This is a genomic window from Streptomyces sp. JB150, from assembly GCF_011193355.1.
In the GTDB taxonomy this organism is placed as follows: Bacteria; Actinomycetota; Actinomycetes; order Streptomycetales; family Streptomycetaceae; genus Streptomyces.
The window spans coordinates 3,147,050-3,167,636 of record NZ_CP049780.1 but is presented as its reverse complement, the minus strand read 5'-3'; the positions used below and the strand labels follow the sequence as shown (position 1 = coordinate 3,167,636).

Annotated in this window: 13 protein-coding genes and 1 tRNA gene; 7 read left to right on the top strand and 7 right to left on the bottom strand. The window is 73.4% G+C overall.

Features of this window, described 5'->3' with window-relative positions; genetic code table 11:
* Positions 1–60 precede the first annotated feature (60 nt).
* The 3 genes from glmU to G7Z13_RS14790 form a co-directional block, all read right to left on the bottom strand.
* Positions 61–1,509, bottom strand: a complete 1,449-nt coding sequence (gene glmU / locus G7Z13_RS14800) for a bifunctional UDP-N-acetylglucosamine diphosphorylase/glucosamine-1-phosphate N-acetyltransferase GlmU (protein WP_165999551.1) — start codon at positions 1,507–1,509, stop codon at positions 61–63.
* A gap of 122 nt (positions 1,510–1,631) precedes the next feature.
* A tRNA-Gln gene (locus G7Z13_RS14795) sits at positions 1,632–1,702 on the bottom strand.
* An 18-nt stretch (positions 1,703–1,720) separates the two neighbouring features.
* The gene (locus G7Z13_RS14790; protein ID WP_165999549.1) at positions 1,721–2,581 is read right to left on the bottom strand and encodes a hypothetical protein; all 861 of its coding nucleotides are present in this window, start codon (positions 2,579–2,581) and stop codon (positions 1,721–1,723) included.
* Between the two features lie 166 nt (positions 2,582–2,747).
* On the opposite strand from G7Z13_RS14790, the gene G7Z13_RS14785 reads away from it, so the two are divergent.
* Positions 2,748–4,067 carry a histidine kinase gene (locus G7Z13_RS14785; protein WP_165999548.1) on the top strand — a complete coding sequence of 440 codons (1,320 nt, stop codon included), beginning with the start codon at positions 2,748–2,750 and terminating at the stop codon, positions 4,065–4,067.
* A gap of 98 nt (positions 4,068–4,165) precedes the next feature.
* On the opposite strand, the gene G7Z13_RS14780 is transcribed toward G7Z13_RS14785, so the two are convergent.
* Entirely contained in the window at positions 4,166–4,669 is a 504-nt protein-coding gene (locus G7Z13_RS14780) for an SUKH-3 domain-containing protein (protein WP_165999546.1), read from the bottom strand.
* Positions 4,670–4,710: 41 nt separating this feature from the next.
* Positions 4,711–5,226 (bottom strand): YwqJ-related putative deaminase, encoded by a 516-nt coding sequence (locus G7Z13_RS14775; RefSeq protein WP_165999544.1) that lies wholly within the window; start codon positions 5,224–5,226, stop codon positions 4,711–4,713.
* A gap of 405 nt (positions 5,227–5,631) precedes the next feature.
* On the opposite strand from G7Z13_RS14775, the gene G7Z13_RS34090 reads away from it, so the two are divergent.
* From G7Z13_RS34090 to G7Z13_RS14760, 3 genes are all read left to right on the top strand, one after another.
* Complete coding sequence (locus tag G7Z13_RS34090) at positions 5,632–6,645, top strand: HNH endonuclease (protein ID WP_165999542.1); 1,014 nt, start codon at positions 5,632–5,634, stop codon at positions 6,643–6,645.
* Between the two features lie 8 nt (positions 6,646–6,653).
* On the top strand, positions 6,654–9,491 hold the full coding sequence (locus tag G7Z13_RS14765) for an SUKH-4 family immunity protein (RefSeq protein ID WP_165999540.1): 2,838 nt from the start codon (positions 6,654–6,656) through the stop codon (positions 9,489–9,491).
* A gap of 245 nt (positions 9,492–9,736) precedes the next feature.
* Positions 9,737–10,627, top strand: a complete 891-nt coding sequence (locus G7Z13_RS14760; protein WP_165999538.1) for a cellulose-binding protein — start codon at positions 9,737–9,739, stop codon at positions 10,625–10,627.
* Between the two features lie 7 nt (positions 10,628–10,634).
* On the opposite strand, the gene G7Z13_RS14755 is transcribed toward G7Z13_RS14760, so the two are convergent.
* Positions 10,635–11,132, bottom strand: a complete 498-nt coding sequence (locus G7Z13_RS14755) for a GNAT family N-acetyltransferase (protein ID WP_165999536.1) — start codon at positions 11,130–11,132, stop codon at positions 10,635–10,637.
* Positions 11,133–11,171: 39 nt separating this feature from the next.
* Positions 11,172–12,680 (bottom strand): MFS transporter, encoded by a 1,509-nt coding sequence (locus G7Z13_RS14750; protein WP_240926490.1) that lies wholly within the window; start codon positions 12,678–12,680, stop codon positions 11,172–11,174.
* 441 nt (positions 12,681–13,121) lie between these two features.
* Here G7Z13_RS14750 and G7Z13_RS14745 point away from each other — a divergent pair, with 441 nt between their 5' ends.
* The 3 genes from G7Z13_RS14745 (at position 13,122) to mfd (ending at position 20,493) form a co-directional block, all read left to right on the top strand.
* The gene (locus G7Z13_RS14745) at positions 13,122–13,910 is read left to right on the top strand and encodes an ABC transporter ATP-binding protein (protein WP_165999534.1); all 789 of its coding nucleotides are present in this window, start codon (positions 13,122–13,124) and stop codon (positions 13,908–13,910) included.
* The gene (locus tag G7Z13_RS14740) at positions 13,907–16,486 is read left to right on the top strand and encodes an FtsX-like permease family protein (protein WP_165999532.1); all 2,580 of its coding nucleotides are present in this window, start codon (positions 13,907–13,909) and stop codon (positions 16,484–16,486) included. The genes G7Z13_RS14745 and G7Z13_RS14740 overlap by 4 nt, the downstream gene beginning before the upstream one ends.
* Before the next feature lie 473 nt (positions 16,487–16,959).
* Positions 16,960–20,493: a transcription-repair coupling factor gene (gene mfd, locus G7Z13_RS14735; protein ID WP_165999530.1), complete on the top strand. Its 3,534-nt coding sequence runs from the start codon at positions 16,960–16,962 to the stop codon at positions 20,491–20,493.
* Positions 20,494–20,587: the final 94 nt, after the last annotated feature.

Below are 20,587 nucleotides of genomic sequence, written 5' to 3'. Positions count from 1 at the left end.
CTGGTGGGGTGCGGGTGTGCACTTATCACGGTACGCCGTCCCAGACGCACCTGTTTCCGGTCAGCCTTCGCCTTCCGGATCCCGGGACGCCGCCTCGGCCGCCTTCGCCGCCGCGCTCCCAGGACGCTTACGAGCCACCCAACCCTCGATATTCCGCTGCTGACCACGGGCCACGGCCAGCGAGCCGGGCGGCACATCCTTGGTGATCACGGAGCCGGCAGCCGTATAGGCACCGTCCCCGATCGTGACAGGAGCCACAAACATGTTGTCCGAACCGGTACGGCAGTGCGACCCGACCGTCGTGTGATGCTTCTCCTGACCGTCGTAATTCACGAACACACTCGCCGCACCGATGTTGGTGTGGTCACCGATCGTCGCGTCACCGACATACGACAGATGCGGAACCTTCGTCCCCTCGCCGATCGACGCGTTCTTCGTCTCGACGTACGTCCCGATCTTGCCCTTGCGCCCCAGACGCGTCCCCGGCCGCAGATACGCGAACGGCCCCACAGTCGCCTCCGGACCCACCTCGGCCCCGTCGGAAACCGTGTTGTCCACCCGCGCCCCGGCACCCACACGCGTGTCCCGCAGCCGGCTGTTCGGACCCACCTCACACCCCTCGGCGAGATGCGTCGAACCCTGCAACTGCGTGCCCGGATGCACCACCACGTCCCGCTCGAACGTCACCGACACATCCACCCACGTCGTGGCCGGATCCACGACCGTCACCCCCGCCAGCATCGCCCGCTCCAGCAGCCGGTCGTTCAGAATCCGCCGCGCCTCGGCCAGCTGCAGCCGGTTGTTGATCCCCGCGATCTCCCGGTGATCCCCGGCCACACACGCACCCACCCGGTGCCCCGCCTCCCGCAGGATCCCGAGCACGTCCGTCAGGTACTCCTCACCCTGACTGTTGTCCGTACGCACCTTGCCCAGCGCGTCCGCCAGCAGCCGGCCGTCGAACGCGAACACACCGGAATTGATCTCCCGGATCAGCCGCTGCGCCTCCGACGCGTCCTTGTGCTCCACGATCGCGGTGACGGCGCCCGTCGCCTCGTCCCGGACGATCCGGCCGTAACCGGTCGCGTCCGGGACCTCGGCCGTGAGCACCGTGACGGCGTTGCCGTCGTCGGAGTGCGTCTGCGCGAGCCGCCGCAGCGTGCCGGCGGTGAGCAGCGGGGTGTCGCCGCAGACCACGACCACGGTCCCGTCGACGCCGCCGCCCAGCTCCTCCAGGCCCATCCGCACCGCGTGCCCGGTGCCGTTCTGCTCCGCCTGCACCGCGGTGCGCACGCCGGGCGCGACGGCGGCCAGGTGCTCGGTCACTTGCTCCCGCGCGTGCCCGACCACCACCACCAGGTGCTCCGGCTCCAGCTCGCCGGCGGCGGCCAGCACATGCCCCACCAGGCTGCGGCCGCAGAGCTCGTGCAGGACCTTCGGTGTGGCCGACTTCATACGGGTGCCCTCACCCGCTGCGAGAACGACGACGGCTGCCGGGCGAATGGCGCTCACGGGATGCCCTTCGGCTGTGGAGGGGGTGTGGACAACCGCAGGATACCGGGGGTGTTCTGGGGGGAGATTGGGAGCGGGTCCTGACTTCGCTGTTGGCAGTCAGGACCCGAACCGAGCAGGGGCTCCCGGGGGAGGACTCGAACCCCCATGATCAGAACCAAAATCTGACGTCTTGCCCTTAGACGACCCGGGATTACCGCTATGTCCGATGTCATAGATCGGATGCGGTGGCAGCCCCTACTATGCCGTACCACCAGCCTTCGACGCGACGGTACAGCTCCGCGCTCCGGCGCACGGTGACGACGAGGCAACCGCGATAGCCGTCGCCGGTGTTCTTGCGCACCGTCCTGGGGTTGTGCCGTTTCAGGGTCGTCCTGCCGAAGGTGCCGTGCTCGACCCGGACGACGTCCGCCCAGTAGCGCTCGGCGGCCTCGACGTCGGCCGACTCGTGGATCATCAGGCGGTACGCGATGTGTTCCCGGTCGACCCCGAGCAGGTCCAGCCAGGCCATGAAGAGGCGGATCATGTTCGGGTCGCTGTTGACGAACACGATGCGTTCGCGCCGGGCGTGAGGTTTGTCCTTGGAGCCCTCCGACCAGTAGAGGGCGACCCCCGCGATGAACAGGTCGCGGTCCGAGAGGTCACCGATCTCCGCTGCCGCGCTCTCCTTGGTCCGCCGGCGCCGCTCTTCCCGCACCGCCAGCTCGTGCTCCCACCGCTTGCGGGCCGCCAGCTTCGCCTGCTCCGTGGGGTCTCGCCGCTCCGGTCTCGGCAGGTCCCGCACCCACAGTGAGATCGAACTCTTGGAACACCCCAGCTCCATCTGGATCTGGTCGTACGTCCAGCCTCGCAGCCGCAGTTCCCTCGCCTTCTCGCGCAGGTCGTCCTTGGCGCGCGGGCGCTTGGTCCACTCCGGGGGCGGCTCGCCCTCCAGGAGGCGGTTGAGCAGGTCGTTGTTGTCGACGTGCAGCCGGTCCCGGATCTGCCGCCGGCTGAGCCCGGCCCGTCGCAGGGCGACCGCCTGTTCGCGCAGGGCTTCGTAGTCGGTGTCTTTGCTGGTGGTATGTGCCATGGGCATACCGTCCGGGGGGAACGGCGGGTTCCGGGTTCGAACGGGTGTGGTTCGTCAGTTCGAGGGATTTCGGGTGGTTTCGCTGTTCTTCGATTGCGGGGTGTGGCGGAGGCCGGTCGCCGAAACTCGCCGGAAAAGCGCGGGGGGCCGCCCGTAGGCTGGAGGCATGACCACGACGGGGGATGACCACACGGAGGCCCGTCCGGGGCCGTGGTGGTGGGAGAGACGGCGCGGTGCGGTGCTCGACTGGAGCCTCGCGCTGGTGTCGGCGCTGGAGTGCGGGGCGGAGGGGTATCCCTTCGCGCAGGACGCGGGGATCCCGGAGACGGCGGGGGTCGTCTTCGGGGTCGTGGCGGGGTCGACGCTGCTGGTGCGGCGGAGGTGGCCGATCGCCGTCGTCCTGGTGTCGATCGCGATCGCGCCGGCGCAGATGGGCCTGCTGCTGACGGTGGTGGGCCTCTACACGCTCGCCGCCTCCGAGCTGCCGCGCCGGATCATCGCGGCGCTGGCGGGGATGTCGCTGCTGGGCACGCTGGTGGTGACGTTCGTGCGGGCGCGGCAGGACATGGCGCACGGTGATGTCGAGCTGAGTGTGGGGGACTGGTTCGTTCCGTTCATCTCGATCACCGCCTCGCTGGGGGTGACGGCTCCGCCGCTGCTGCTGGGCCTGTACGTGGGGGCGCGGCGGCGGCTGATGGAGAGTCTGCGGGAGCGGGCGGATTCGCTGGAGCGGGAGCTTCAGCTGCTCGCGGAGCGGGCGGAGGAGCGGGCCGAGTGGGCGCGTAACGAGGAGCGGACGCGGATCGCGCGGGAGATGCACGACGTGGTCGCGCACCGGGTGAGTCTGATGGTGGTGCACGCGGCGGCGTTGCAGGCGGTGGCGCGCAAGGATCCCGAGAAGGCGGTGAAGAACGCCGCGCTGGTGGGGGACATGGGGCGGCAGGCGCTGACCGAGTTGCGGGAGATGCTGGGGGTGCTGCGTACGGCGGGGGACGGTGTGCGGCGGCGTGAGGGTCCGGCGGTGGCGCTGGCGGCGGTGGGTGCGGCGGCGGCCGCGGCGGCGTCGCGGGCCGCCGACGACCCGGGGGAGGGGCCGTGTCTGTCGGAGCTGGACGAGTTGATCGGGCAGTCGGCGGCGGCGGGGATGGTCGTGGATCTGTCGGTGGAGGGGGAGGCGCGGGCGTATGCGCCGGAGGTCGAGCAGACCGCGTACCGGGTGGTGCAGGAGGCGTTGACCAACGTGCACAAGCACGCGGCGGGGGCGAAGACGTACGTGCGGCTGGCGCACCGGGTGTCGGAGATCGCGATGCAGGTGGAGAACGAGCCGCCGCCGGAGGCGGGGGCGGCGTCGTCGGCCCGGTTGCCGTCGGGTGGCAACGGGCTGGTGGGGATGAGGGAGCGGGTCGTGGGGCTCGGCGGGGTGTTCGTGTCGGGGCCGACGGAGTCGGGGGGTTTCCGGGTGTCGGCGGTGATTCCGGCGTCGTAGCGCCGGCTTCGGCTCGTGGTTCGCGTCGCTGGGCGGGCCGGGTCGGGCCGGTGGTGTGGGCCGGTGGTGTGAGTGGGTGGTGTCGGCGGTCGGTGGTGTCAGTCGGTGGGGGCGACGGTGAGGCGTACGGGCTCCAGGCCGGCCACGAGGGTGGTGAGGGCGTGGTCGATGTCGGGGCCGAGGTACCAGTCGCCGGTGTGGTCGAGGGCGTAGACGCGGCCTTCGGCGTCGATGGCGAGGAGGGCCTGGGTGTCGGTCTCGGCGCCGAGCGGGCTGACCTCGGTGCCGAGGGCGCGGCCGAGGTCGCCGAGGGTGCGGGCCAGGTGGAGGCCGTGCAGGGGGTCGAGGTGCAGGGCGGCGGGCGCGAGTTGGCGGCCGGGGCCGGTGGGGTTGAGGTGGAGGCCGCCGAACTCGGCCCAGGCTTCGACGGCGGCGGGGAAGACGGCGTGGCGGTGGCCGCCGGGTGAGAGGTGTTCGCGCAGGGTGTCGGCCCAGATCTCGGCCTGTTTGATGTCCCAGCGTCCGGGCTGCCAGCCGGCGGCGCGCAGGGTGGCGTCGACGGGGACGGAGAAGCGGGTGGTCGAGGCGCGGTCGGTGTGCATCTGCCCTTGTTCGTGGTGGGGTGGTGGGGCGGTGGCGTGGGTCAGTCGCCGGTCGCGGTGGGGTCCACGACGCGGACGCCGAAGTGGGCGCTGAGGGCGGCGCAGGCGCGGCAGGGGGCGGCGAAGCTGCCGTGGAGGGGGTCGCCGGCCTCGCGGATGCGGCGGGCGGTGAGTTTGGCGTGCTTGAGGGCTTTGCGGGCCTCGCCGTTGGTCATGGGTCTGCGGGCGGCGCGTTTGCTGCGGGTGGCGTCGGCGGCGGTGAGGTGGCGGGAGATGAGGATGGTCTCGGCGCAGCGGCCGGTGAAGCGGTCGCGCTGGGCGCTGGTGAGGGTGTCGAGGAAGTCCTGGACGAGTGGGTGCAGGGTGGGGGGCTGGTCGCCGCGGGCGGCGGTGCCGGTGAGGGTGGTGCCGCGGACGGAGAGGGCGGCGGCGACGGTGGGGAGTATGCCGTCGCGGCGGTGGCGCAGGGTGGGGGCGGGTCGTTCGTCGGTGGTGCTCCAGCCGACGCGGGGGTCGCCGGAGGAGTTGGTGTGCGGTCCTGTTTGTGTCGCGTTCATGCTCGTCTTTCCCCTCCCGTGCATCCCCCCGGCGGACACAGAGTGCCAAATGGGCTGGGCGCTGTGGAAGCGGGGGCGGTCCGACACGCACGGTCGGGGGCGGGTCGTCACGTGGGGGTGACGCGTTGGTGACGGTGTGTCAGGGCTATGGGGTGGGTTCGGGGTGGTACGTGCGGGGCGGAGGGGCGGCGGGGGTGGCGCGGAAGGGGTGCGTCCGGTGCTGCGGGGTGGGCGTGACCGGCGCCGGTGACCGGTTTCCCGGTACGGCATAGGCTGTCGGGACCGCGTCGCGCGCGGTGGGCGTGCCCGGGACAGGGGTGCGTCGGAGCAGAGAAGTCGATACGGGGCGTAGCGGCCGGAGTCGGTCGTTGCGGGTCGTACAGAGTGCCGCAGGGGGCAACCGCCATGACGACAGGTCGGCTCGGGCTGGGGGCGCCTCCCGGCCGCCAGGCCGGGGGACAAGCCGCGCCGCCGAACGCGGCCTACGCCGGGCAGGTCGTGCACTTCCCGGATCCGGTCCGGGCGGCCCGTCACCCGAGAGGGGTGCGGGTGGACGAGCGCGGCTACCCCGACTTCTCGCCGTACGCCCGCGCGGCGGCGGAGATCGCGGATCCGCCGGAGGGTTTCGGCGTCGACGAGCTGCGGCTGACGGACTACGTGTCGGCGAACGCGGCGCTGGCGGCGACGGGGCACGAGCTGTGGGACACGATTCCGGCGGTGGCGACGCCGCACGGCTGGACGTGGCACCACGTGGCGGGGACGCGGCGGCTGGAGCTGGTGCCGGTCGAGGTGAAGGCGTTGCTGCGGCATCACGGCGGGATCGCGACGGCGGCGGTGGACCACGGCAAGCGGGGCACGCGGCCGTTGCAGGAGACGCGGCCGGCGCATTTCGGGCTGCCGAAGTCGGGTGTGGCGGTGACCGAGGCGCAGGTGCAGGGCGTCGAGGAGGACCTGGGTTACCGGCTGCCGGGCGCGTACCGGTCGTTCCTGAAGGCGGCGGGTGGTTGCGCGCCGGTCGGGACGGCGCTGGACGCGGAGCTGGGGCTGCTGGTGGACCAGCCGTTCTTCACGGTGCGGGACGAGGCGGCGGTCAACGACCTGGTGTACGTCAACAAGTGCCTGCGGGACCATCTGACCAAGGACTACCTGGGGGTCGGGTTCGTGCAGGGCGGTCTGCTCGCCGTGAAGGTGAAGGGCGAGCGGGTCGGTTCGGTGTGGTTCTGCGCGTACGACGACGCGCGTGACGTGGATCCGTCGTGGTCGCCAGCGGAGCGGGTGGAGCGGCTGCTGCTGCCGTGCGGTGAGGACTTCGACGCGTTCCTGTCGCGGCTCGCTGGGTCGCCGCCGGAGCTGGAGACCGTGGCGAATCTGATGGTGGACGGCGGTTTCGCGCGGTCCGTTCCGGTGTCCGGGGAGTGAGCTGGCCGATGGTGACGTTCGCGCAGGCGCAGGAGCGCGCCGAGGAGTGGATCAACGGGGACGTGCCGGCGTACCAGCACCGTGAGGTGCGGGTGCGGGAGTTCGACCTCGGTTTCGTGGTGTGGGCGGAGGACCGTCCCGACGGGCCGCGTTCGGACGGCGGGGGTCAGCGGCTGGTGATCGCCCGGGACAGCGGTGAGGCGACGCTGTGGCCGTCGCTGCCGGTGGGTGAGGTGATCCGCCGTTACGAGGAGGAGTACGGCCGTGCGGAGTCGGCGGGCGAGGCCGCGCCGGCGCCCGCGGCGCGGGTGGATCTGAACCAGACGTCGTTCCTGCTGAGTCCGCCGGAGTGGTTGCAGGAGGCGGCGGACAAGCTGGGCATCCCGGATCAGCGGGGTGCGCGGGGCGGTACGGCGGAGGGTGCTGACTCTTCGGGCTCTGTGGCGGCCGGGGAAGCGGGCGCGGGCTCTGCGGGTTCTGCGGGCTCTGCGGGGACCGGGCCGGTGGACGCGGAGCCGGTGGACGCGGAACCGCGGGACGCGGTGCCCGGGTTCGCGGCGCCGGCCCCGGGTTCGGCGTTGCCGCAGACGCAGGCCGGGATTCCGGCCGGTGCGGCGGCGCAGGGTGCCCCGGGGGCGCCGGGTGCCGTGCCCGGTGCGCCGGCGGGGGCGACGCCGTGGGCCGGGACGGACACCAACGCGGATGCCGGCGAGGACCGTTCGGTGCCGCTGCCGGAGACCGTGTTCGCGCCGCCGTTGAGCGGCGCCGACGACGAGCCGCCGCCGGCCGCGCCGTCGGTGGTGCCGGACGCGAAGACGGCGCTGATGTCGGGCGGCAGCCAGCTGCCGCCGACGGCGATCGCGCCGGCGATCGAGGACCCGCAGGCGCAGGGCGCTCAGGCGGGGCAGGCAGGGCCGGGCGTGCCGGGCGGACCGGGTGCTCAGGCGGGACCGGGCGGGTCCGGGGCGCCGAGCGCTCCCGGAGTGCCGCCCGCGCCGGGGGCGCACCACACGCCGCCGCCCGCGCCGTCCGCGCCTCCCGCCCCGCCCGTGCCGGGGGCGCCGGTTCCGGGTGCGCCGCAGGGGAGTACGCCTCCTCCGGCCGCGCCGCCCGTACCGCCCGCGCCGCAGGGCAGCACGCCGCCCCCGCCGTCCTACGGCTACCCGCCGCAGGCCGGGGACATCGCCGACGCCGCGACCGGCAAGGCGGCTCCGCCGCCACGGCGCGGCCGGGGTGCGACGCCGCCGCCTCCGCCGGGTGCGCCGGGCACTCCGGGCGTCCGGCCGGGCGCCACGCCCCCGCCGCCGGGCGGTACCCCGGCGGGCGGCGCGTACGCGCCCACGCAGCTCGTGTCCGCCCTCGGCCCCGACGCTCCCGCGGGTCCGGGCGCTCCGGGCGCTCCCACCCCGCCGGGCCCGCCGGGTGCGCCGAACACGCCCGGCGGTACGCCTCCGGGCGGTGTCCACCACGCCGCCACGATGCTGGCCGACCCCTCCCGGATGGGGCCGGGCGCGCCCCAGCCGCCGGGCGCTCCGGGCGCCCCGCGCACACCCGGTGCCCCAGGCGCCCCTGGTGCGCCCGGCGGGCAGGGCGGCGTGCACCACGCGGAGACCATGCTGGCCGGCCCGCCGGTCGGCGGTCCGGGCGTGCCCCCGCCGCCGCAGGCGCCCGGCGTGCCCGGTATGCCTCCGGGCGCCCCGGGTGTTCCGGGTGTGCCGGGTGTCGCGGGTGCCCCGCAGCCGGTGCCGCCCGTGCCGGGCGGGCCCCTGCCCGGTCAGCCGGTGCCGGGTCAGCCGGTGCCCGGTCAGCCGATGCCGGGTCAGGTGCCGGGTGTGCAGCCCCCCGCGTACGGCTATCCGCAGCAGCAGGGACTGCCGACGGTCGGCCCCGGCTACCAGGCCGTGCTGCGCTACCGCGCGCAGGACGGCTCGGAGCAGCAGCTGATCCGGCGGTCCGCGCCGGGCACGCCGCACCCGGAGTGGCAGATCTTCCACGAGCTGCGGGCGATGAACGTGCCGCCGGACCAGGTGCTGGAGCTGCACACCGAGCTGGAGTCGTGCGAGCTGCCGGGGGCGTACTGCGCGCGGATGATCCGTGAGCAGTGGCCGCAGGCGCGGATCACGTCCATCGCGCCGTACGGCACGGACCACGCGAGCCGGCAGCAGGGGATGCGGCAGCTGCTGGCGCACCAGGGTGAGCTGCACCAGGTCGCGGACGGGCCCGCGCGTCCGGCGCCGGTGCGGGTGCCGGTGCCGCCGGTGCCGCCGGCGCCGCCGATCCCGCCGGAGGGCGTGGCGCATGAGGTGGCGGCGGCGTTCGGGCCGGGTGTCTTCCGGTTCGAGCAGGCCGCGGTGTCCCGGCAGGGCGTGCCGCCGATCGTCGCGCACACCCTGGTGGTGGCCGGTCTGCCGGTGGACATGGGACCGTTCTTCTGGGCGCAGGCCCAGCCGGGGCGGCCCGTTCCGACGCTGGCGGAGCTGGCGCAGGAGCGCGGCGTGCAGCCGGCCGCGGACGCGGGGTCGTACCTCGTCATGGGCACGGACTTCGGCAAGGCGATCTGTGTGCAGTACGGGACGGCGAACATCGTCGCCGTGCCGGTGGAGGCGGGGCCGGGCGGTGCGCCGGTGCCGCCGCAGTTCGTGAACACCGGTCTGCCGGAGTTCGCCCGCTGCCTGGCGCTGCTGGGCCGGATGTGGCGGCTGCGATTCGGGCTGAACCAGGAGCAGGCGGGCCGCTGGACCGTCGACTTCCAGGCCCAGCTGGCCGCGCTGGACCCGGCGGCGCTCGGTTCGCCGGAGAGCTGGTGGTCGGTGCTGCTGGAGCAGATGTGGGACGGGCTGCTGTGACGTCCGTCCGACGTGACCTCGGGCTGGCGTGCCGTCCGTGCGACGTGGTCTCGGGCCGGTGTGACGTCCGTTTGACCTGACTTCGGTCCGACGTCGTGTGAGAAAGGGCCCGGCCCGGTCGTATCCGACCGGGCCGGGCCCTTTTGTGGGCACCTTCGGCGCGCGGTATCGCGGGACGGGCCCTTCCTGCCGATCCATCGGGGTGTGCGCCGGTCGCGCGTGGTCGGCGGGAAGGGGTCCGGAGGATGAGCAGCGCGTCGGTGTCACCACATGGCTTCGTGACCGTCCGGGGGCGCGGGTACCACCCGGCGCAGGTCGACGCGTTCACCGCGGCGCTGTGCCGGGACCGTGACGCCGGCTGGGAGCGGGCCGCCCGGCTCACCGTGCTGGCCAGGGAGATGGAGGCGGAGGCGGGGTGCCTGCGCGAGACGGTCGCGCGGCTCGCGCCGCAGACGTACGAGGCGCTGGGGGAGCGCGCCCGGCGGCTGTTCCGGCTGGGGCAGGCGGAGGCGGCCGAGGTGCGCGAGCGGGCACGGCGCGAGGCGGACGAGCGGGTCGCGCGGGCGCGGGCGTACGCCGACGGGGTGCGCCGGGCGGCGCGGGAGTACGCCGAGACGCTGCGCGCGGAGGCCGGGGACCGGGCCCGTCACCGGCTGCTCGCGGCGCGCGCCGAGGCCGACGAGGTCCGGGTCGCCGCGCGGCGGGAGGTGGAGGAGTGTCGTGCGGAGGCGGTCGCCGCGCTGCGGGAGGTGCGGCAGCGCACCCTCGCGGTCCTCGCCGGACGCCAAGAGGACCACGTCGGGCGGTGGGCCGCCGCCGAGCGCGCGGCCGCGGAGCGCGCCGCCGCGCTGGAGGCCCGCCACGCGGCCCGGATCGCCCGCGCCGAGGCCGCGCTCCGGGAGGCCGAGCGGGCCCTGGCCGACGCCGGGGAGGCGGCCCGGCTGCGGCAGGAGGAGGCGCGGGCGCGGGCCGCCGGGATCGTCGCCGAGGCCCGGCTGTGCGAGGAGCGGATCGCGCGGGAGACCGAGCGGGTGCTGCGCGAGCACGGGAAGCGCCGGGACGGCGTACAGGCGCACATGGAGCATGTACGGGCGTGCCTGGCGGCGCTCACGGGCGAGCACGCGCCTGCCAAGTGACCCGCCGTCACCTCACCTCGAACCGAGCGGTCGGGCGCCGGAACGCCACTCCGGGACGGCCGTCCACGCGCACCGGCCCGGTCTCGGTGAAGCCGGTGCGCCGGAGCACGGCCCGGGAGGCGGCGTTGTCCAGGGTGGTGACCGCGGTGAGCGCGCGCAGCCCGTACGCCGTGGCCGCCGTACGGCACACCAGGCGCACCGCCTGAGTGGCGACGCCCCGGCCCGCGTACCGGGCGCCCACGCGGTAGCCGAGTTCCGCCTCGCCGTCCTCGGCGTCGACCAGGTTGACGCGGCCGACGAGGTGTCCGGCCTCGTCGCGCACGACGTGGAAGTGGCAGATCCCCGCGTCCTGTTCGGCGAGCAGCGCGCGGAGGCGGTCGGCGAAGCCGGTGAAGTACGCGTCGCCGCGGTCGGGCACCGTGCGGGCGAAGTACTCCCGGTTCTCCCGCTCGAACGCCAGCAGCGCCTCCGCGTGGTCGGCCCGCAGCCGCTCCAAGGTCACCATCGGCCCAGAGTAGAACCGGATTCCACGCGAGGGCAGCCCTCAGTTGTCCGTGAGGACCGGGAAGCGGCGGGGCGCCAGGACCAGCAGCACCAGGAAGGCCAGTGCCGCCGCCCCCGCCGCGCCCAGGTACACCGCGTGGACCGCGTCCGCGATGGCCCGCCGGGCCGTCTCGGTGGCGGCGCCGGTGTCCAGGCCGTGGGCGATGGCGTCGAGGTTCCCGGTGCCGCCGAGGCGGGCGGCCAGCACCCCGTTGGCGACCGCGCCGAAGGCGGTGGCCCCGACGGTCTGACCGGTCTGCCGGCAGAACAGCACCGACGCGGTGGTCGTGCCGCGCTCCGCCCAGCCGACCGTCGACTGCACACCGACGATCAGCGGCAGCTGGAACAGGCCGAGCGCGGCGCCGAGCACCAGCATCAGCAGCGCCGGCTGCCAGGCCTGGCCCGGATACGGCAGGAGCGGGAACGCGGCGAGGACGAGGGTGGCCGTGCCGATGCCCAGCATGGCCGTGTCGCGAAAGCCGATCCTGCGGTAGACGTGCTGGCTGAACGCCGCCGACACCGGCCAGCTGAGCGTCCACACCGAGAGCACGAACCCGGCGGCGACGGGGCCGAGTCCGAGCACCGCCTGCGCGTACGTCGGCAGGAACACCGTGGGCGCCACCATCAGCAGGCCGAGCGCGCCCAGCGCCAAGTTCACGGCCGCGATCGTGCGGCGCCGCCAGACCCAGCCCGGCATGATCGGCTCGGCCGCCCGGCGCTCCACCAGCACCACGACCACGAGCAGCACGAGCCCGGCCCCGAACAGCGCCAGCGACGGCGCCGACAGCCACGGCCAGGCCACCCCGCCCTGCACCAGCGCGGTCAGCAGCAGCCCGCCGCAGGCGAACACGGCCAGCGCGCCCGCCCAGTCGACCCGCGCGCGGGTGACCGTCTTCTCCCGCTGCGGCTCGTGCAGGTGACGCACGATCAGCCACAGGGCGACCGCGCCGACGGGCAGGTTGACGAGGAAGATCCACCGCCAGTCGGCGTACGCGGCGAGCAGGCCGCCCACGCCGGGCCCCGCGACCGCCGAGACGGCCCACACGGTGGACAGCTTCGACTGGATCCTCGGGCGTTCCTTCAGCGGGTAGAGGTCGGCGGCCAGGGTCTGCACGGTGCCCTGGAGGGCGCCGCCGCCCAGGCCCTGGACGACGCGGAAGGCGATGAGCGCGGCCATGTTCCAGGCCAGCGCGCACAGCAGCGAGCCGAGCAGGAAGACGGCCGCGCCGACGACGAGCACCGGTTTGCGGCCGAAGGTGTCGGACAGCTTGCCGTAGACCGGGAGGCTGACGGTGACGGCGAGCAGATAGCCGGAGAACAGCCAGGAGAAGACGGAGAAGCCGCCGAGGTCGCCGACGATCTGCGGGACGGCGGTGGCGACGATGGTGGAGTCCAGCGCGGCGAGCGCCATGGACAGCATCAGCGCGGCGACGACGGGGCCGCGGCCGCGGGCGTCCGGCGTGCGGCCGGCCGGGTCCGCGGCGCGTGTGCCGGTGCCGTGCCGGCGCACCGGCCCGGTCTCCCCTTGGCTCACGGGTTTCCTTCCCCTCGCTCCTGTCTGCCGCACGACAGCTTCGCATTTGACCCTCACGCGGCGGGAGGGGGCAGGGTGGGTGGTCCGAAGGGCGGACAGCGCCCCCGCGAGTGATTCGGCCTGCCGGTGGAGACCCCTAGGGGTTCCTCCGTACAACGGCTGGGGGAGAGGTCGTCCCGGCGGAGGACGAGACGGGGTGCGGGCGTCCTTAACCTGGCTTTACGCCGCTGAGGGCGCCAGCGGCACCGGCGGACCGCAGCGTGGGGGGTGGGGTTTTCCCCCGCACAGGAGGGGGCCGAGCACCATCGAACCGCGCCCCCTCCGCCCGCGAGACTCCTTCTCGTAACCACTGCGTGCGGGTCCTGCGGACCAAGGGACCAGTACGAACCATCTGTTGACCGACATAGGAGACATACCGTGACTTCGGCTGTAACCATTCCCAGGCACGGGGGCACTGGAGGGCGTACGGCCGTCGCCGCGCGGGCGCGGCAGGTCGTCAAGGCCTACGGGGCCGGGGAGACCCGCGTCGTCGCCCTCGACCATGTCGACGTGGACATCGCCCGCGGCCAGTTCACCGCGATCATGGGCCCCTCGGGGTCCGGCAAGTCCACCCTGATGCACTGCCTGGCCGGCCTCGACACCGTGACGAGCGGTCAGATCCACCTGGACGAGACCGAGATCACCGGGCTGAAGGACAAGAAGCTCACCCGGCTGCGGCGCGACCGCATCGGGTTCATCTTCCAGGCCTTCAACCTGCTGCCGACGCTGAACGCGATCGAGAACATCACGCTCCCCATGGACATCGCCGGCCGCAAGCCGGACAAGGAGTGGCTGGAGCGCGTGGTGGACACCGTCGGGCTCGCCGGGCGGCTCAAGCACCGCCCCACCCAGCTCTCCGGCGGCCAGCAGCAGCGGGTCGCCGTGGCCCGCGCCCTGGCCGCGCGGCCCGAGATCATCTTCGGTGACGAGCCGACCGGCAACCTCGACTCCCGCGCGGGCGCCGAAGTCCTCGGCTTCCTGCGCCGCTCGGTGGACGAGCTGGGGCAGACCATCGTGATGGTCACCCACGACCCGGTCGCCGCCTCGTACGCGGACCGCGTGCTGTACCTCGCCGACGGCCGGATCGTCGACGAGATGCACCAGCCGACCGCCGAGCAGGTGCTGGACCGGATGAAGGACTTCGACGCCCGGGGGCGCACGTCATGACCGTGCTGAAGACCTCGCTGCGCAACTTCGTCGCGCACAAGGGGCGGATGGCCCTGTCGGCCGTGGCGGTGCTGCTGTCGGTGGCGTTCGTGTGCGGCACGCTGGTGTTCACCGACACCATGAACACGACGTTCGACAAGCTGTTCGCCGCGACCTCCGCCGATGTCACGGTCAGCGCGAAGGACTCCTCGGACACCGGCGAGACCACCTCCAGCACCGGCAAGCCGCCCGTGATGCCAGCCGCCGTCCTCGACGAGGTACGCGGCGTGCGGGGCGTGAAGTCGGCGGAGGGGACCGTCTTCTCCACCTCGGTCACCGTCGTCGACGCCGACAAGGACAGCCTCTCGCCCTCGTCCGGCGCGCCGACCATCGTCGGCAACTGGAACGGCAACGACGCCCGCACCATGGAGATCACCTCCGGCGCGGCCCCCAAGAGCGCCGGCCAGGTCATGGTCGACGCCGACACCGCCGACAAGCACGGCCTGGGACTCGGCGACGAGATCGGCGTCATCACGGCCGTCGGCACCCACCGGGCGAAGATCTCCGGCATCGCCGACTTCACCGTCACCAACCCCGGCGCCGCGATGTTCTACCTGGACCTCACGACCGCCCAGAAGATCCTGGTCGGCGAGACCGGCGTCTACACCAACGTCAACGTCACCGCCGCGAACGGCGTGACCGACGAGCGGCTGAAGCGGGACGTCTCCGCCGCGCTCGACGGCGGCTACAAGGTGCAGACCGCCGAGGAGGTCGCCGACGCCAACCGCGAAGAGGTCGGCGACTTCATGAACGTCATGAAGTACGCCATGCTCGGCTTCGCCGGGATCGCGTTCCTCGTCGGCATCTTCCTGATCATCAACACCTTCTCGATGCTGGTCGCCCAGCGCACCCGCGAGATCGGCCTGATGCGCGCCATCGGCGCCGACCGCAGGCAGGTCAACCGGTCCGTGCTGGTGGAGGCGCTGCTGCTCGGGGTCGTCGGCTCGGTGCTCGGCGTGGGCGCCGGGGTGGGCCTCGCGATCGGGCTCATGGAACTCATGGGCACGATGGGCATGCAGCTGTCCACCGACGACCTGACGATCGCCTGGACGACGCCCGTCCTCGGCCTGGTCCTCGGCGTCGTCGTCACCGTCCTCGCCGCCTACCTGCCGGCCCGCCGCGCGGGCAAGGTGTCGCCGATGGCCGCGCTGCGCGACATCGGCACCCCCGCCGACGTCAAGGCCGGTGCCGTACGGGCCGTGATCGGTCTGCTGCTGACCGGCGCGGGCGGCGCCGCCCTCTACCTGGCCGGCTCGGCCGGCAAGGCGAGCGACGGCTCGCTGTGGCTGGGCGTGGGCGTGGTGGCCACGCTGATCGGGTTCGTGGTCGTCGGACCGCTGCTCGCCGGCGGTGTGGTGCGGGTGCTGAGCGCCGTGCTGCTGAGGGCCTTCGGGCCGGTCGGACGGATGGCCGAACGCAACGCGCTGCGCAACCCGCGCCGCACCGGCGCCACGGGCGCCGCGCTGATGATCGGGCTCGCGCTGGTGGCCTGCCTGTCGGTGGTGGGCTCCTCGATGGTCGCCTCGGCCACCGACCAGCTCGACAAGACCGTCGGCACCGACTTCATCGTGCAGAACGACCAGGGCGACCCGATCATCCCGCAGGCCGTGCAGGCCGTGAAGTCGGTGGACGGACTGGAGCGGGTCACCGAGTACAAGGTCCTCGACGCCGACCTGATCACCCCCGACGGCAAGCGGTCGAAGAACGAGACGATCAACGCCGCCGACCCGTCGTACGCCGAGGACGTGCGGACCAAGACGGTGGCCGGCGACCTCGCCGACGCCTATCGGCCCGACTCGATGTCCGTCTTCGAGGGCTTCGCCGAGAAGCACGGCATCAAGCTCGGCTCCACGGTGAAGGTCGACTTCCGCGACGGCACGACGGCCTCGCTCACCGTCCGCGCCATCACCAGCGACGAGGTCGTCGTCGACAAGGGCGCGATGTACGCCTCGATCAGCACGGTCGCCACGTACGTCCCGGCCGACCGGATGCCGCTCGACCTGCTCGTCTTCGCCACGGCGAAGGAGGGCCAGGAGGCGGCCGCCTACCAGGCACTCAAGGACGCCCTGCACGACTACCCGCAGTTCCAGGTCCGCGACCAGACCGACTACAAGGAGGCCCTGAAGGACCAGATCGGGCAGCTCCTGAACATGATCTACGGCCTGCTGGCCCTGGCGATCATCGTGGCGATCCTGGGGGTGGTGAACACCCTGGCGCTGTCGGTGGTGGAGCGCACCCGGGAGATCGGCCTGATGCGGGCGATCGGCCTCTCGCGCCGCCAGCTGCGCCGCATGATCCGCCTGGAGTCGGTCGTGATCGCCCTGTTCGGCGCGCTGCTCGGCCTCGGACTGGGCATCGGCTGGGGCGCCACCGCGCAGCAGCTGCTCGTCCTGGAGGGCCTGAAGGTCCTCGACATCCCGTGGCCGACGATCGGCGGCGTGTTCCTCGGCTCGGCCCTGGTGGGCCTGTTCGCGGCGCTGGTCCCGGCGTTCCGCGCGGGCCGCATGAACGTCCTGAACGCCATCGCGACCGAGTAGCCACCGCACACGGGGGTCGTAGCCACCGCACACGCGGGTCGTAGCCACCGCACACGGGGGTTGCGGAGGAGCCCGGCGCCGGGAGTCCAGGGGACTCACCGGCGCCGGGCGCTTTTCCGGGCGGGGCGCGTCTGCGGGTCCGGGGCGTGCCTGCCGGTCCGGGGCCCGTCTCCCGGACCGGGCGGTGGGGGCGAGCCCCGCCGGGCGGTGCGTGAGCGGGGACCGCCGGGCGCTGGGTGGGCGGAGGCCCGGGAAGCCGGGGTGCGAGCCCGCCCAAACGCACGGTGCGAGCCCGCCCGGACGCGCCCCCGGCTGGGGACAGCGGCGTGTCGCGGCCCGCCGGGGCCTGCGAAAAGCGGCGGTTGTCCACAGGCCCGGCGGCTGTCGGCGCACCGTCGTAGGCTGGAAACCCCCCGGCCGTACCACGCGTCGGGCGATTCGCGTTGCCCATCACCGGAACGGATAGCCCCTTAATGAGCCTGCACGGTCTGCTCGACGCCGTCGTCAAGGACGCCGCCCTCGCGGAAGCGATCAAGGCGGCCGCTGACGGCAACCGGACGCACGTCGACCTCGTCGGCCCCCCGGCGGCCCGCCCCTTCGCCATCGCCGCGCTGGCCCGCGAGGCCGGCCGCCCGGTGCTCGCCGTCACCGCGACCGGCCGGGAGGCGGAGGACCTGGCGGCGGCGCTGCGCTCGCTGCTGCCCCCGGACGGCGTGGTGGAGTACCCCTCCTGGGAGACCCTGCCGCACGAGCGGCTCTCCCCGCGCAGCGACACCGTCGGCCGCCGCCTCGCGGTGCTGCGCCGCCTGGCCCACCCCAGCCCCGACGACCCCGAGACCGGCCCGGTCTCCGTCGTCGTCGCCCCCGTGCGCTCCGTACTCCAGCCGCAGGTCAAGGGCCTCGGCGACCTGGAGCCGGTGGCGCTGAAGTCGGGACAGACGGCCGATCTGAACGAGGTCGTGGAAGCCCTCGCCGCCGCCGCGTACGCGCGCGTGGAGCTGGTCGAGAAGCGCGGCGAGTTCGCCGTGCGCGGTGGCATCCTCGACGTCTTCCCGCCCACCGAGGAACACCCCTTGCGCGTCGAGTTCTGGGGCGACGACGTCGAGGAGATCCGCTACTTCAAGGTCGCAGACCAGCGCTCCCTGGAGGTCGCCGAGCACGGCCTGTGGGCGCCGCCCTGCCGTGAGCTGCTCCTCACGGACGAGGTCCGCGAGCGGGCCGCCGCCCTCGCCGAGCAACACCCGGAGCTCGGCGAACTCCTCGGCAAGATCGCCGAGGGGATCGCCGTCGAGGGCATGGAGTCGCTGGCCCCGGTCCTGGTGGACGACATGGAGCTGCTGCTCGACGTGCTGCCCAAGGGCTCGATGGCCGTCGTCTGCGACCCGGAGCGGGTGCGCACGCGCGCCTCCGACCTGGTCGCCACCTCCCAGGAGTTCCTGCAGGCGTCCTGGGCGGCCACCGCGGGCGGCGGCGAGGCGCCCATCGACGTCGGCGCGGCCTCCCTGTGGTCCCTCGCCGACGTCCGCGACCGGGCCCGCGAGCTGGACATGATGTGGTGGTCGGTGTCGCCGTTCGCCGCCGACGAGGAGCTGGACGCCGACACCCTCAAGCTCGGCATGCACGCCCCGGAGACCTACCGCGGGGACACCGCCAAGGCGCTCGCCGACACCAAGGGCTGGCTGGCCGACGGCTGGCGCACGGTCTACGTCACCGAGGGCCACGGCCCGGCCGCCCGGACGGCCGAGGTGCTGGGCGGCGAGGGCATCGCCGCCCGTCTGGAGGCCGACCTCGCCGAGATCTCGCCGTCGGTCGTGCACGTGGCGTGCGGCTCCATCGAGCACGGCTTCGTCGACCCGCACCTGAGGCTGGCGGTACTCACCGAGACCGACCTGTCCGGGCAGCGGGCGGCCGGCCGGGACGGCACCCGCATGCCCGCGCGGCGCCGCAAGACCATCGACCCGCTCACCCTGGAGCCGGGCGACTACATCGTCCACGAGCAGCACGGCGTCGGCCGGTACATCGAGATGGTGCAGCGCACCGTCCAGGGCGCCACCCGCGAGTACCTGGTGGTGGAGTACGCCCCCGCCAAGCGCGGCCAGCCCGGCGACCGGCTGTACATCCCGACCGACCAGCTGGAGCAGATCACCAAGTACGTCGGCGGCGAGGCGCCCACCCTGCACCGCCTGGGCGGCGCGGACTGGACGAAGACCAAGGCGCGGGCGAAGAAGGCGGTCAAGGAGATCGCCGCCGACCTGATCAAGCTGTACAGCGCGCGGATGGCGGCCCCCGGGCACGCCTTCGGGCCGGACACGCCCTGGCAGCGCGAGCTGGAGGACGCCTTCCCCTACGCGGAGACCCCCGACCAGCTCACCACCATCGCCGAGGTCAAGGAGGACATGGAGAAGTCGGTCCCCATGGACCGCCTGATCTGCGGCGACGTCGGCTACGGCAAGACGGAGATCGCGGTGCGCGCCGCCTTCAAGGCCGTCCAGGACGGCAAGCAGGTCGCCGTGCTCGTCCCCACGACCCTGCTGGTGCAGCAGCACTACGGCACCTTCAGCGAGCGGTACGCGCAGTTCCCGGTGGTCGTGAAGGCCCTGTCCCGCTTCCAGACCGACGCGGAGGCCAAGGCGGTCCTGGAGGGCCTGCGCGAGGGCTCGGTGGACGTGGTCATCGGCACCCACCGCCTGTTCTCGTCGGAGACCAAGTTCAAGGACCTGGGCCTGGTCATCGTGGACGAGGAGCAGCGCTTCGGCGTCGAGCACAAGGAGCAGCTGAAGAAGCTGCGGGCCAACGTGGACGTGCTGACGATGTCGGCGACGCCGATCCCGCGCACCCTGGAGATGGCCGTGACCGGCATCCGCGAGATGTCCACGATCACCACCCCGCCGGAGGAGCGGCACCCGGTGCTCACCTTCGTCGGGCCGTACGAGGAGAAGCAGATCGGCGCGGCCATCCGCCGTGAGCTGCTGCGCGAGGGCCAGGTCTTCTACATCCACAACCGGGTCGAGTCGATCGACCGCGCGGCGGCCCGGCTGCGCGAGATCGTGCCCGAGGCGCGGATCGCGACCGCCCACGGCCAGATGTCGGAGTCGGCGCTGGAGCAGGTCGTGGTGGACTTCTGGGAGAAGAAGTTCGACGTGCTGGTGTCGACGACGATCGTGGAGTCGGGCATCGACATCTCCAACGCCAACACGCTGATCGTGGAGCGCGGCGACACCTTCGGCCTGTCCCAGCTGCACCAGCTGCGCGGCCGCGTCGGCCGGGGCCGCGAGCGCGGTTACGCGTACTTCCTGTACCCGCCGGAGAAGCCGCTGACGGAGACCGCGCACGAGCGGCTGGCGACGATCGCCCAGCACACCGAGATGGGTGCGGGCATGTACGTCGCGATGAAGGACCTGGAGATCCGGGGCGCCGGAAACCTGCTCGGCGGCGAGCAGTCCGGGCACATCGCGGGCGTCGGCTTCGACCTGTACGTGCGGATGGTCGGCGAGGCGGTCGCGGACTACCGCAGGCAGCTGGAGACCGGGGAGATCGAGGAGGAGCCGCCGCTCGAGGTCAAGATCGAGCTGCCGGTCGACGCGCACGTCCCGCACGACTACGCGCCGGGCGAGCGGCTGCGCCTGCAGGCCTACCGCGCCATCGCCTCCGCCAACTCGGAGGAGGACATCAAGGCGGTCCGCGAGGAACTGGTCGACCGCTACGGCAAGTTGCCGGAGCCGGTGGAGAACCTGCTGCTGGTGGCGGGGCTGCGGATGCTGGCGCGGGCGTGCGGCGTCGGCGAGGTCGTCCTGCAGGGCACCAACATCCGCTTCGCGCCGGTGGAGTTGCGCGAGTCGCAGGAGCTGCGGCTGAAGCGGCTGTATCCGGGCACGGTCATCAAGCCGTCCGCCCACCAGGTGCTGGTGCCCCGGCCGAAGACCGCGAAGATCGGCGGGAAGCCGCTGGTCGGCCGGGAACTGCTGGCGTGGGTCGGGGAGTTCCTGACGTCGGTGCTGGGGTCGTAGGGAGCGGACCGCGCGAGGACGGGGAGCGTCACGGCGCGAGACGGCGCAAGCCGCCCGGGAGGTCTCCGGGCGGCTTGCGATGCCATGGGGCGCC

Excerpts from the sequence above, each read along its gene's own strand:
- G7Z13_RS14765 (WP_165999540.1), top strand. The coding sequence starts at position 6,654 with ATGGTGACGTTCGCGCAGGCGCAGGAGCGCGCCGAGGAGTGGATCAAC.
- G7Z13_RS14780 (WP_165999546.1), bottom strand. The coding sequence starts at position 4,669 with ATGCACACCGACCGCGCCTCGACCACCCGCTTCTCCGTCCCCGTCGAC.
- mfd (WP_165999530.1), top strand. The coding sequence starts at position 16,960 with ATGAGCCTGCACGGTCTGCTCGACGCCGTCGTCAAGGACGCCGCCCTC.
- G7Z13_RS14755 (WP_165999536.1), bottom strand. The coding sequence starts at position 11,132 with ATGGTGACCTTGGAGCGGCTGCGGGCCGACCACGCGGAGGCGCTGCTG.
- G7Z13_RS14785 (WP_165999548.1), top strand. The coding sequence starts at position 2,748 with ATGACCACGACGGGGGATGACCACACGGAGGCCCGTCCGGGGCCGTGG.
- G7Z13_RS14740 (WP_165999532.1), top strand. The coding sequence starts at position 13,907 with ATGACCGTGCTGAAGACCTCGCTGCGCAACTTCGTCGCGCACAAGGGG.
- G7Z13_RS14790 (WP_165999549.1), bottom strand. The coding sequence starts at position 2,581 with ATGGCACATACCACCAGCAAAGACACCGACTACGAAGCCCTGCGCGAA.
- G7Z13_RS14775 (WP_165999544.1), bottom strand. The coding sequence starts at position 5,226 with ATGAACGCGACACAAACAGGACCGCACACCAACTCCTCCGGCGACCCC.
- G7Z13_RS34090 (WP_165999542.1), top strand. The coding sequence starts at position 5,632 with ATGACGACAGGTCGGCTCGGGCTGGGGGCGCCTCCCGGCCGCCAGGCC.
- G7Z13_RS14760 (WP_165999538.1), top strand. The coding sequence starts at position 9,737 with ATGAGCAGCGCGTCGGTGTCACCACATGGCTTCGTGACCGTCCGGGGG.